General features: G+C 61.3%; 9 protein-coding genes. 8 read left to right on the top strand and 1 reads right to left on the bottom strand.

Annotation, left to right across the window (positions count from 1 at the left end; all coding sequences use genetic code 11):
• The first annotated feature begins 29 nt into the window (after window positions 1-29).
• From ACW9I6_RS14620 to ACW9I6_RS14595, 6 genes are all read left to right on the top strand, one after another.
• A complete protein-coding gene (locus tag ACW9I6_RS14620; protein WP_008439144.1) occupies window positions 30-383 on the top strand; it encodes a YceK/YidQ family lipoprotein in 354 nt (117 codons plus the stop codon).
• Window positions 384-537: 154 nt separating this feature from the next.
• Window positions 538-2,295 carry a carbamoyltransferase family protein gene (locus ACW9I6_RS14615; RefSeq protein ID WP_008439143.1) on the top strand — a complete coding sequence of 586 codons (1,758 nt, stop codon included), beginning with the start codon at window positions 538-540 and terminating at the stop codon, window positions 2,293-2,295.
• Window positions 2,296-3,192, top strand: a complete 897-nt coding sequence (locus ACW9I6_RS14610) for a GNAT family N-acetyltransferase (RefSeq protein WP_008439141.1) — start codon at window positions 2,296-2,298, stop codon at window positions 3,190-3,192.
• Window positions 3,189-4,595, top strand: coding sequence for a PIG-L deacetylase family protein (locus ACW9I6_RS14605; protein ID WP_457339477.1), 1,407 nt, complete (start codon window positions 3,189-3,191; stop codon window positions 4,593-4,595). The genes ACW9I6_RS14610 and ACW9I6_RS14605 overlap by 4 nt, the downstream gene beginning before the upstream one ends.
• Before the next feature lie 85 nt (window positions 4,596-4,680).
• Window positions 4,681-5,829, top strand: coding sequence for a glycosyltransferase family 4 protein (locus ACW9I6_RS14600; protein WP_008439138.1), 1,149 nt, complete (start codon window positions 4,681-4,683; stop codon window positions 5,827-5,829).
• Complete coding sequence (locus ACW9I6_RS14595) at window positions 5,826-6,710, top strand: glycosyltransferase (RefSeq protein ID WP_102604281.1); 885 nt, start codon at window positions 5,826-5,828, stop codon at window positions 6,708-6,710. Before ACW9I6_RS14600 ends, ACW9I6_RS14595 begins: the two co-directional genes overlap by 4 nt.
• Before the next feature lie 66 nt (window positions 6,711-6,776).
• Here the strand turns inward: ACW9I6_RS14595 and ACW9I6_RS14590 are convergent, their stop codons facing one another.
• Entirely contained in the window at window positions 6,777-8,654 is a 1,878-nt protein-coding gene (locus ACW9I6_RS14590) for a bifunctional O-antigen ligase/aminoglycoside phosphotransferase family protein (protein ID WP_134325633.1), read from the bottom strand.
• A gap of 159 nt (window positions 8,655-8,813) precedes the next feature.
• Between ACW9I6_RS14590 and msbA the strand changes: the two genes are divergently transcribed.
• Both msbA and hldE read left to right on the top strand, forming a co-directional pair.
• On the top strand, window positions 8,814-10,619 hold the full coding sequence (gene msbA, locus ACW9I6_RS14585) for a lipid A export permease/ATP-binding protein MsbA (protein ID WP_003209481.1): 1,806 nt from the start codon (window positions 8,814-8,816) through the stop codon (window positions 10,617-10,619).
• Window positions 10,620-10,773: 154 nt separating this feature from the next.
• The gene (hldE, locus tag ACW9I6_RS14580; protein WP_003209486.1) at window positions 10,774-12,195 is read left to right on the top strand and encodes a bifunctional D-glycero-beta-D-manno-heptose-7-phosphate kinase/D-glycero-beta-D-manno-heptose 1-phosphate adenylyltransferase HldE; all 1,422 of its coding nucleotides are present in this window, start codon (window positions 10,774-10,776) and stop codon (window positions 12,193-12,195) included.
• Window positions 12,196-12,262: the final 67 nt, after the last annotated feature.

Genomic DNA, 12,262 nt, shown 5'->3' with positions numbered 1-12,262 from the left:
GCAGGGATGAATGCCCACACTTATGCCAAATGGAGTTGTCCGTGAGTCTTGCAACCAGAGTCCTTCTCGCCGCTGTACTGGTATCCACCACCGGTTGCGGCACCATCAACACGGTGTTTCGCCCGGACGCCGTTGCCAGCCAGAACCTCAAGGAATCGCGCAGTTATTGTGAAAACGTGCCGCGTATCTACAGTGGGGTGATCTACGGTTTCTGCACCTTGAACGGCGCCCCCGACACCACCAAAGAGCACACGCGCGATGCCTCCGGCTCCCTGCCGATCTTCGCCGCCGAGCTCGTGGCCTCCGGCTTGCTCGACACCCTTGTGCTGCCCTACACGGTCTACCGCCAGAACAGGGACGGCAGCATCGAGATTTTCCGCTAGGCCTGCAGTGACAACCGGTCGCCACAATCCCTAGATCATCCCGCGCCGTGTTTACGCTATAATCCCGCCCTTTAGCTGTTTCTCGCCCAGGCGGGGAGCACACTTTTTTCAGGCGTGACGCGCCTGCATGCAGACTAAAAGAGGCTAGACCCCTGTGGCATTGACGATTCTTGGCCTGTCCGGCGCCCTTAGCCATGATCCTTCCGCAGCCTTGTACATCGACGGCAAGCTGATCGCGGCCGCCGAAGAAGAGCGCTTCGTGCGCGACAAACATGCAAAGAACCGCATGCCCTACGAGTCGGCGAAGTTCTGCCTGGAACAAGCCGGTATCAAGCCTTCCGACGTTGATGTGGTGGCGATTCCGTTCGCCCCCATCAGCCTGTTCGGCGAGGCCCGCTGGCACTACGCCAAGCGTTACTGGTACGCCCCGGACCGCGCCCTCGACGCGATCCTGATGGGCAACCGTCGCTACAAGCGCTATCGCAACAAGATCGTCTGGTGCCTGGAGCAACTGGGCTTCGATCCGAAGAAAATCAAGATCGAACCGGTTGAACACCACCTGGCCCACGCCTCCAGTGCCTACCATTGCTCGGGCTTCCAGGAGAAGACCGCGATCCTCGGGATCGACGGCAAGGGCGAGTACGCCACCACCTTCTTCGGCTACGGCGAAAACGGCAAGATCCACAAGATCAAGGAATTCTACGATCCGGACTCCCTCGGCGGCCTGTATGGCGCGATCACCGAGTTCCTCGGTTTCGAGATGCTCGACGGTGAGTTCAAGGTCATGGGCATGGCGCCGTATGGCGATGCCAGCAAGTACGATTTCTCGCGCCTGGCCTCCTTTGAAAACGGCGAGCTGGTGATCAACACCGACTACGCCAACGTCATCGGCCTGCGCCGCTACAAAGAGAAGGGCAAGGGTTTCTACTTCTCGCCAAAACTGATCGAGTGGCTGGGTCCGAAGCGCGAAGGCGATATCGCCGACGAGCCGTACATCCACTACGCGGCCAGCATGCAGGCGCTGTTCGAGAAGCTGGCGTTGCAGATGATCGACCATTACCTGGGCGACATCCTCAAAGACACCGGCAAGCTGGCGTTTGCCGGCGGCTGTGCGCTGAACGTCAAGCTGAACCAGAAGATCATTGCCCGCGACGACGTCAAGGAGCTGTTCGTGCAGCCGGCGTCCGGCGATGCCGGTACTGCGGTGGGTGCAGCCGCCTACGTGTCTCACGCCCGTGGCGTACCGGTTGAGAAGATGGAACACGTCTATCTCGGCCCGTCCTACAGCAACGAAGACGTGATCGCGGCGTGCGCCAAGCACGAGAGCAAGCCGGTTTGGCGCAAGATTGAAAACATGCCCAAGCGCATCGCCAGGATCATGGTCGACGGCAACCCGGTGGCCTGGTTCCAGGGCCGCATGGAGTTTGGCCCGCGTGCCCTGGGCGGTCGTTCGATCATCGGTTGCCCAAGCGCCACCGGCGTGGCTGACCGGATCAACCACCAGATCAAGTTCCGCGAGCGCTGGAGGCCTTTCTGCCCGTCGATGCTCGACACCGTTGCGCCACAGATGATCAAGGTCGATCACCCGGCGCCGTTCATGACCTTCACTTTTGAAGTGTCGGAAGAGTGGAAAACCCGCGTGCCGGAAGTGGTCCATGAAGATGGTACCTCCCGTGCCCAGGTGCTCAAGCGCGAATACAACCCGCGCTACTACGACATGATGAAAGAACTGGAAGTACTGACCGGCAATGGTGTGTCGCTGAACACCTCGCTCAACCGTCGTGGCGAAGCGATGATCTGCTCGCCGACCGACGCGCTGAACATGTTCTTCGGTTCCGACCTGCAGTACCTGATCATGGAAGACATCCTCGTGGTCAAGGACGGCGTGGACCCTTATGACGCCGTGGTCTAAATGCTGAACCGCTTCCAGGGCTGGCGTGAACGTGGCTGGACGCCTGTCGAGGCCGAGGTTTACGCCCAGGCCTGGCAGCGTTTTGGCGGCAGCGTGGCGACTCATCCGCAGATCGTCGAGCGGCTGGCGCACCTGGCGCAGATTCCGGTGCGCTACCTGGGCTGGGAGCAGGACGGTGAGCTGAAGGGCGCAATTGCTACCTGGGGGCGCGACCTGGCCCTGTCCAAGGACGTGCTCAAGCGCAAAGGCAAAAAAGGCCTGTTTGATCTGGGTAATGCCGAGATCATTCTGCCGATTGCCGCCGATGCGCAGGTGCCATTGCGCCATCGCGCGCGTTATCTCTCTGCACTGAATGAGGGGCGCGTAAGCACCCTCAAGCCCCAGGCCGAGCAGTTGGCCATGGCGCGCACACCGGAAGAGTTGTCGAAGAAGTTTCGCTACAACCAGCGCCGTGAATTGCGTTTGCTGGAAGAGGCGGGCGGCGTGGTGCGGGCGGTCGGCGAGTTTTCCAGCAGCGAACTGGCGGCGATTTACTGCGACCTGTTCCAGCGGCGCTGGGGTTTCCCGGCGGCGGGTGCCGAGCGCTTGGCCGAGGTGCTGGAGTTGCTCAAGGAATTCCTGTTCGGCTCGGTGCTGTTTCTCAATGACGCTGCGATTGCCGTGCAACTGGTGTATCAGGTGCAGGCGCCGCAGTGGGTCAGCGCCGAATACGTCAACGGCGGTGTCGACCCTGAAACCAAGGCGTTCAGCCCCGGCAGCGTGCTGAGTTTCCTCAATACCCAAAGTGCCTGGGAGCAAGCGCGGGCGAGCGACAAGCCGCTGCGTTTCTCCTTCGGGCGTTCCGACCGTGAATACAAGGAGCGCTGGTGCAACCCGGTGCCGGTGTTCAGCGTATGAGTCGCAAACAGCAATTGCTCAAGCAGCACCGGCGCAACAAGCGTATTGCGCTGTTGGTGGGCCTGTTGCTATTGGTGGCTGTCGGTGTGCTGGTGGCCTGGTGGTTGCCGCTGCTGCTGGCGGTGGTGCTGTGGGCCGCGCATGAAGCCTGGTTTGCCGACCATCTGTTCTACTCGCCTAAAGACGACTATGAGTACGCGTTTCCTGAAGGGAGCGAGTGCGCGGGTCTGCGTCTTGAAGCAGGGCGCCTGCTGTTGGACACGCCCTTGGTGGGCGATGAAACCCTGATCGTAGGGGTTGAGCTCAAAAGCTCGTGGCTGGGGCGTTTTCTCGACCCGGCGGTGGAAGTGTTGGGCCTGGATGCGCCAGACCGGCAAGTCTTCGAGCGAGGTGTCGCAGGGTGGCGCTATCTCAACCTGACAGGCATGGGCGAAGCGCTGTCCGGCGGTAAGCTGCGCTTGCGCGGGCGTTTCTGCCGGATCAAGGGGCAGCCGACGCTGTGGTTGTTCCGCCAGCCGGATTACCGTCACCAGCGCGTGATGGTCATTGCGCCCCATGCCGACGATGCCGAACTGGCCGCCTTCAGCCTCTACAGCCAAGCCGATGAGAGCTGGATCGTCACCCTTACAGCGGGCGAAATCGAAGCCGATCACTATCAGCAAATGGGCATGCCCAAGGCCGATGCCGCACGCCTAAAAGGCCGCCTGCGTGCCTGGGATAGCGTCACCGTGCCGCGTTGGGCGGGCGTTCCCGAAGCGCAGTGCGTGCAGTTGGGGTACTTCTGCATGCAGCTTGCAGCGATGCAGGCCGCACCGGATCAGCCCCAGGCTTCCCGGGAAGCTCAGTTGGACGATACGCGGCTGTTTCGCCAGTTCAATGCCCTGGCCTTGCCCGGGGATGTGGACGGCGCCCCGACCTGGAATAACCTGATTGCCGACCTGCGGGCATTGCTGCTCAAGGCGCGCCCGCAGGTGATCGTGTTGCCGACGCCGTTGCTGGACCCGCACCCGGATCACATCTGCGCCCACGCCGCGATTCTCGAAGCCTTGCAAGGCCTGGAGTGGCAACCGGGCACGTTGCTCGGCTACGCCAACCACCTGCATGATAACGATCGTTGGCCCATGGGTGATTCGGGCGCTGGCGTGGCCTTGCCGCCGCGTTTTGATGCCTCCCGTGAACTTGTGCCTTGCAGCTTGCCGCTGACGCTCAGCCAGCAGCAGGACAAGGCCATGGCCCTGGGCATGATGCACGACTTGCAGCCGCGGGCGCCGTTCAAGCGCCGCGTGCGCAGGTGGTTGCAGCAATTACTGGCGGGCCGTAGTCCATCGCCTTACGGAGAGAATGAGTTCTTCCGCAAGGCGGTGCGCCGTCATGAGTTGCTCTGGGTGTTGAAGCAGGATTGAGACCTTATTGAAGGCAGGCTTGCAGCGCCTGCCGCCCCTTTTCGCCGGGCTGCGCGCCCGCAGCCAGATTGCAGCATGGAGAGTTATGAAACCTCGTTTCAAGGTTTTGCAGTTACAGCCGGACTACAACGTCAAGACCCACGACTTCGCCGACCTCGGCGAGCAGATCGTCAAGGCCTTGCCGGCTGAACGTTTCGAGGTCACATCCGGGTTCCTCAGCGGCCGCCCGCTGCCCGGCCAGCCCCTGAGCGTGGCTGAGCACTCCCATTATTTCGAGTTGCCGGAAAAGTCCCTCAAGGGCATTCGTTTCGGCGCGATGTGGCAGATCTACAAATATTGCCGCGAGCAGAAATTCGACGTGGTCATCTGTAACCGCTTCAAGTCGGTGAACATGATGCTGTCGCTCAACCGCTGGTTGAAGATCCCCCTGTGCATCGGCATCTCCCACGGTTTTGGCGAGTACGCCCGGGGCTACCGCCGGCGCCAGACGCAGAAGTGGGTCAGCCCGGCGTGGCGATTCGTCGGGGTGTCGGCAGCGGTCAGGGATTACCTGGTGGACCTCAACTGCGGGTTCACCCGCGAAAACACCACCTTTGTCACCAATGCCATCGACATCCCCCAGGCCGAAGCCTTGCAGTTGCCACGGGATGAAGCGCGCAAGGCCCTGGGCCTGCCGCTGGATGCACGGATGATTGGCGCCCTGGGCCGCCTGGTGCCGATCAAGGGCCACACCCATTTGTTGCAAGCGTTCGCCACCCTCAAGGACAAATACCCTGAGGCCCAGGTGGGGATCATCGGCTCCGGCCGCGCCGAAGCAGACCTGCGCGCCGATATCGAGCGCCTGGGCCTGACCGGCCGTGCGCACCTGCTGGGCTTTCGCGAAGATGGCATGAAGTATGTGCGCGGTTTCGACATCTGGACCATGCCGTCGTTGTTCGAAGGCCTGGGCCTGGCGCTGCTGGAAGGCATGAGCGGCCATCTGCCGGTCATCGCCTCCAATGGCCCGGCGATGCTGCCGTTGGTGCAAGGTGCCGGCGGCCTCTCCCATGATCCGGGCAATGTCGAGCAGTTGGCGGCAGCACTGGACACTTACCTGGCGCTGAGCGACGAAGAGCTGCGTGCCAAGGGTGAGCAAGTGTTCCGCTACCTGGAAGAAAACCACACCCTGGACGAGTTCCGGCACAAGTATTTGAACCTGATCGAAACCGGTCTGCGTGAAGTAGGTAAAGCATGAGTCTGCAGCAACCCCTGGTCACTGTGATCATCGCCTCCTACAACCACGGGCCGTACATCGAGCAGAGCATTCTCAGTGTGCTCGGCCAGACCTACCCCAACATCGAGTTGCTGGTGGTAGACGATGGCTCCAGGGATGACAGCGTGGAGCGCATCCAGCGCTTGCAGGCCGAACACGGGTTTGATTTCCAGGTGCAGCAGAACCAGGGCCTGACCAATACCCTGAACGGTGCCATCGCTCGCGCCAAAGGCAGCCTGATCGCGCCATTCGGCTCCGATGACATCATGCTGCCCGAGCGCATCGCCACCCAGGTTGCCTACATGGAAGGCAAGCCGAAGGTGGGTATTTGCGCCGGCAATATCGAGTTGATTGATGGGGACGGCAAGCCATACCCGGAGAAGAAGCAGCGCCGCGACTTGCCGTTTCGCAGCCTGGATTTCGATGACCTGTTCCTCGATCGCAAGCCCTTTCCGCCGGCACCGACGCTGATGATCCGTCGGCAGGCGCTGGAAGAGGTCGGAGGGTTCGATCCGCTGATTCCGCTGGAAGACTTGCTGATCGAATTGAAGATCACCCACGCCGGGTACACCATCGACGTGTTGAACGTGGTGATGGCGCGCTATCGCCAGCACGCGACCAACACCTACAAGAATCACCGCTACATGATCCAGAACATCCTCAAGACCTACGGGTTGTTCAGCGATCATCCAGCCTACGATCAGGTTCGCTACAACTTCCTGAACTCGATGTTCCTCAAGACTGCCGACCGTGACCGCCCACTGGCGCGGGAGATCCTCAAGCAGATTCCGTTGAAGTTCTGGGGTCGCAAGACCTTGCGTGGGTTGGTGCGGCTGTACCTGGCGCCGCAGCGCAGCTCATAGGGCTGCGGCCGGGCCATTGCGTTCATCGCAATGGCCCGGGGCCTGCAACCCCGGCGCTTCAAACCATCACTTGGCCGGGTTCGCTACCTGCGCAACCGGACGATTGAGCCTGGACACCTGGTCACGGATCTTCGCCGTGGCGCTTGGCGATGCAGCCGAAGCGTAGCCAGCGGCGAGTTGTTCAAAGTGGGTTTCGAACAACCAGTTGCGGTCCTGGGGATAACGCTGCATGTGCCGCAGGTTGCGCTGGCGCAGGGCGTTACGCAGCGGCGATGGGTAGATGCGCATGTCTGCCACGTCAATCAGGCCGAACTCGCCATCATCCATCAAAAGTACGTTGCCCAGGTGCAGGGAGCGGAAGTACACGCCGCGCTCGTGGAGCTGGGCCATGAACCGGCCGAAACGTTCGATCAGCGATTCCCGCAGGCTGCTGTCCAGGCTTTGCAGGGCCTGGCGCAGGGTCAGGCCGGGCAGCGGCTGATAACGTACGGCGCTGCTCGCATCCTTTAACTGATAGAGATTGAGGATGACCGGTGATGGAATCCCCAATGCACGCAGTTGCTCGCTGTTGCTGGCAAAGCGCTCTGAATAGGGATTGAAGCTGCCTGAGGTGTACCAGCGACGAGGGCGGAACAGCTTGAGGAAGCTGCCATCCTCCAGGCGCAGGACCTTGGGCCCCAGGCCATCGGCTTCGATCACGTGGGCGTTGGCGCACAGCTGTTCGAAGTCTTGCGATTTCAGGCGTTGAACCGGCATGCGCAGCAGGCTGCGGCGACGCTGGGCGATGCTCAGGCCGGCGATCAGTGCCAGCGGGATCCACAGCAGGAACCAGTGTTCTTTTGGCCGCGAGAGAATGCCGCCGCCTTCGGTCAGGCCGGCACCGATGCCATAGGCCAGCAAGGAGGAGGCCAGGATGAACAATGGCTGTGCACGTTCCTTGAGGCTTTTGTACAGGCCCCAGCCGAGCATGAAGGCCCACGGGATGAAGCCGATGATGCCGACGTAATACAGCACGCCGAGGGCAAAGCTGTGGGGTTCGCGCAGTTGATAGCCGTCGGCAATCGTCAGGTACAACTCTGAGTCGTAGCTGTGGCCGATCCAGGGGTGTTCGGCGATACGCGCGAGCGACATGCTCCAGAGTTCGAACCGGAACGAGCTGCCACGATTGGTGATCATTTCGGGATAGAACAGCAACAGCGCCGCAGCGCCCAGCGCCATACAGGCGATCAGCAGAGCCGAGCGCCGATTGCGACTGATGAAACTCATCCAGAGCACGGCGAGGACCAGTGCAACCATCGGTGTTCTCGAGCCGGTGGCCAGCACCGCCGCGGCCATGATTGCCAGTGCCGGAACGCTGAACCAGAGTACGTGAGCACGCTTGGTAGTCATGCACACGTACAGCCAGTAAACGCAGAAGAATCCGAATACGTGAGAGCTCAGCAGCGGATTATCAAGTGCCCCACGCCCGCCGATCATTCGCGTGCCATCCGAGATATGGGGAGCAAAAGCCACCAGGCTGCAGGCGCTCGATACAAGCGCAATCAGCGCGGCGCAGAAGAAGATCGGCTTGAACAGTTCGTTGCGGTAATGCAGCAACAGTCCGAAACCGGCAAACAACGTGAAGGTATTCGGTGGCCGCTTGAACAGGTCGGAGTCTGTCGTAGCCTCAGGGCTCCAGAGCAGGCTGGTGAGCGCCCAGCCCGAGAAAACCAGGAAGGCAATCGCCAGGGGCTCGCGCAATACCTGCTTGAATTCCGTCGGGCGCAGGCACAGCAGCAACAGTGTCGGCGCGGCGAATAGAAGGTAGTAAAACCTGTGCAGCACATTTCGATTGGTAACGAAGAACAGCGCACTCAGGAGCAGCAACAAGCCGATGGGCAGAATCCACAGACAGAGGAAGTCGAAAACGCGGTTTGAGCCATAGGTAAGGCGCTTGGATTGCATACAGAAAAGCCGTTCCAGTATAAAGAAAGCCAACCATACTAAAGTAGTGGCTATACAATGTCGCCCGTTGGATCCAACGGGGCCGCGGTTGTGCCGCGTGCAAGTACAACAGAGAAGCTGTGCTAAAGTCAGCCTCCTTTTTCAAAACCGCCGCGTGATATGACCGACTCCAGTCCGAGCGCAAGCCCTTCGAGCTTGAAAATATACTTCCGCCTGCTCAGCTACGTTAAGCCCTATGCCGGCTTGTTCGCGCTGAGTATCGTCGGCTTTCTGATTTTCGCTTCGACCCAGCCGATGCTGGGCTACATCCTCAAGTACTTTGTCGATGGCCTGTCCAACCCTGAAGCGGTGTTGTTCCCCACGGTGCCTTTCCTGCGTGACCTGCAACTGCTGCAGGCCGTGCCGTTGCTGATCATCCTGATCGCCGCGTGGCAGGGCCTCGGTTCGTTCCTGGGCAACTACCTGCTGGCCAAGGTTTCCCTGGGCCTGGTCCACGACCTGCGGGTGCAGTTGTTCAACAACCTGCTGACCCTGCCGAACCGCTATTTCGACAATCACAACTCCGGGCACCTGATCTCCCGCATCACCTTCAACGTGACCATGGTCACCGGTGCTGCGACCGATGCCATCAAGGTGGTGATTCGCGAAGGCATGACGGTGATCTTCCTGTTCGCCTCGCTGCTGTTCATGAACTGGCGGCTGACCCTGGTGATGATCGCCATCCTGCCGTTGATTGCCGTGATGGTCAGCACCGCAAGCAAGAAATTCCGCAAGCAGAGCAAGAAGATCCAGGTTGCGATGGGTGATGTGACCCACGTTGCCTCGGAAACCATCCAGGGCTACCGCGTGGTGCGCAGCTTCGGCGGTGAGGTGTATGAGCAGAAGCGCTTCCTCAAGGCGAGCCTTAGCAACACCAACAAGCAACTGCGCATGACCCGCACCGGCGCGATCTATACGCCGGCGCTGCAACTGGTGATCTACAGCGCCATGGCAGTGTTGATGTTCCTGGTCCTGTACCTTCGCGGTGATGCGTCGGCGGGTGACATGGTGGCCTACATCACGTTGGCCGGCCTGTTGCCCAAGCCGATCCGCCAGCTGTCCGAAGTCAGCTCGACCATCCAGAAAGGCGTGGCCGGTGCCGAAAGTATTTTCGAGCAGTTGGACGAAGACGTGGAAATCGATCGCGGCACCATCGAGCGCGACAAGGTCAGCGGCCGCCTGGAAGTGCGCAACCTGAACTTCACCTACCCGGGCACCGAGCGCCACGTGCTCAAGGACATCACCTTTACCGCAGAGCCCGGGCAGATGGTTGCCCTGGTGGGGCGTTCGGGTAGCGGCAAGTCGACACTGGCCAGCCTGATCCCGCGTTTCTACCACCATGAGAGCGGTGAGATCCTGCTCGACGGCGTGGAAATCGAAGACTATCGCCTGCTCAACCTGCGTCGGCACATCGCCCAGGTGACCCAGCATGTGACCCTGTTCAGCGACACGGTGACCAACAACATCGCCTACGGTGACCTGGCCGGCGCACCGCGGGCCGATGTCGAGGCGGCAGCGGCCGATGCCTATGCCAAGGACTTCATCGACCAGTTGCCCAAGGGCTTCGACACCCAGGTCGGCGAAAACGGCGTGCTGCTGTCCGGCGGCCAGCGCCAGCGCCTGGCAATCGCCCGGGCCTTGCTCAAGAACGCGCCATTGCTGATCCTCGACGAGGCCACCTCGGCGCTGGACACCGAATCGGAGCGCCATATCCAGGCCGCCCTGGACAAGGTCATGCAAGGCCGCACGACCCTGGTGATCGCTCACCGCCTGTCGACCATCGAGAAAGCCGACCTGATCCTGGTGATGGACGATGGCCGGATAGTCGAGCGCGGTACCCACGGCGAATTGCTGGCGCAAAACGGTTACTACGCCCGGCTGCATGCCATGGGCCTGGACGCGCCGATCCCGGCCGACATCACCTGATCTGCAGGAGCCGGCTTGTCGGCGATGGCCACCGCGGTTGCACTGAAAAACCGCGGTGGCCGCATCGCCGGCAAGCCGGCTCCTACATTGCACAAGCCTTTGACAACCCTGTGGTAATATCGCGCCCCTGTTCATTTTGTATGTGGGTTGCTCCATGAAGTTGTCCATGCCGCGATTCGATCAAGCCCCTGTCTTGGTGGTCGGCGATGTCATGCTCGACCGTTACTGGCATGGCGGTACCTCACGGATTTCCCCTGAGGCACCGGTACCGGTAGTCAAGGTCGAGCAAATCGAAGACCGTCCAGGTGGCGCTGCCAACGTTGCCCTCAATATTGCCGCCCTCGGCGCCCCGGCATCCCTCGTGGGTGTGACCGGCGACGACGAGGCTGCCGACAGCCTGGCCAACAGCCTGAAGGGTGCGGGTGTGCGTGCGCTGTTCCAGCGCATTCCCCACCAGCCGACCATCGTCAAGCTGCGGGTCATGAGTCGGCACCAGCAATTGCTGCGTATCGATTTTGAAGAACCCTTCGCCACCGACGCCCTGGTGCTCAGCGCCCAGGTCGACGAGATGCTCGAAGGCATCAAGGTGCTGGTGCTGTCCGACTACGGGAAAGGCGCCTTGAAAAACCATCAGGTGCTGATCCAGGCCGCCAAGGCCCGGGGCATTCCGGTGCTGGCAGATCCCAAGGGCAAGGACTTCTCGATTTATCGGGGCGCCAGCCTGATCACGCCGAACCTCAGCGAATTTGAAACCATCGTCGGCGGTTGTGTCGATGAGCACGAGCTGGTGACCAAGGGCGCCCAACTCATGGCCGACCTCGACCTGGGTGCCTTGCTGGTGACCCGTGGCGAACACGGCATGACCTTGCTGCGTCCTGATCACCCGGCCATGCACCTGCCGGCGCGGGCCCGTGAAGTGTTCGACGTGACCGGTGCCGGTGACACCGTGATTTCCACCCTGGCCGCGGCAATTGCGGCGGGCGAGGAACTTCCCCATGCGGTGGCCCTGGCCAACCTGGCAGCAGGTATCGTGGTCGGCAAGCTCGGTACGGCGGCCATCAGTGCCCCTGAGCTGCGCCGCGCCATCCAGCGATCCGAAGGCTCGGAGCGCGGCGTGTTGAGTCTTGAGCAACTGTTGCTGGCGATTGACGATGCCCGTGCCCATAACGAGAGCATTGTCTTCACCAACGGTTGCTTCGACATCCTCCACGCCGGTCACGTGACCTACCTGGAGCAGGCGCGGGCCCAGGGCGATCGCTTGATCGTGGCAGTCAACGATGATGCGTCGGTCAGCCGCCTCAAGGGGCCAGGCCGGCCGATCAACAGTGTCGACCGTCGCATGGCGGTGCTGGCAGGTTTGGGGGCGGTGGACTGGGTGATCAGCTTTGCCGAGGCGACCCCGGAAAACCTGCTGGCCCAGGTCAAGCCGGACGTGCTGGTCAAGGGCGGTGATTATTCCGTCGACCAGGTGGTGGGTGCCGATATCGTCAGTGCCTACGGTGGCAAGGTCAAAGTGCTGGGGTTGGTGGAAAACAGCTCGACCACGGCGATTGTCGAGAAGATCCGCAATAACTGATGGTGGGAGCGGGTTCGTGTGGGAGCGGGCTTGCTCGCGAAAGCGGTGGGTCAGCTGGCAGATGCAG

The sequence above is a fragment of the Pseudomonas sp. SDO5522_S412 genome, from assembly GCF_054071215.1.
This window is presented reverse-complemented; position numbering and strand designations above follow the sequence as displayed.

What these genes read in the sequence shown, in the direction of transcription:
- ACW9I6_RS14595 (WP_102604281.1), top strand. Translation starts at nt 5,826, where the DNA reads ATGAGTCTGCAGCAACCCCTGGTCACTGTGATCATCGCCTCCTACAAC.
- ACW9I6_RS14610 (WP_008439141.1), top strand. Translation starts at nt 2,296, where the DNA reads ATGCTGAACCGCTTCCAGGGCTGGCGTGAACGTGGCTGGACGCCTGTC.
- ACW9I6_RS14600 (WP_008439138.1), top strand. Translation starts at nt 4,681, where the DNA reads ATGAAACCTCGTTTCAAGGTTTTGCAGTTACAGCCGGACTACAACGTC.
- ACW9I6_RS14605 (WP_457339477.1), top strand. Translation starts at nt 3,189, where the DNA reads ATGAGTCGCAAACAGCAATTGCTCAAGCAGCACCGGCGCAACAAGCGT.
- ACW9I6_RS14620 (WP_008439144.1), top strand. Translation starts at nt 30, where the DNA reads ATGGAGTTGTCCGTGAGTCTTGCAACCAGAGTCCTTCTCGCCGCTGTA.
- msbA (WP_003209481.1), top strand. Translation starts at nt 8,814, where the DNA reads ATGACCGACTCCAGTCCGAGCGCAAGCCCTTCGAGCTTGAAAATATAC.
- hldE (WP_003209486.1), top strand. Translation starts at nt 10,774, where the DNA reads ATGAAGTTGTCCATGCCGCGATTCGATCAAGCCCCTGTCTTGGTGGTC.
- ACW9I6_RS14590 (WP_134325633.1), bottom strand. Translation starts at nt 8,654, where the DNA reads ATGCAATCCAAGCGCCTTACCTATGGCTCAAACCGCGTTTTCGACTTC.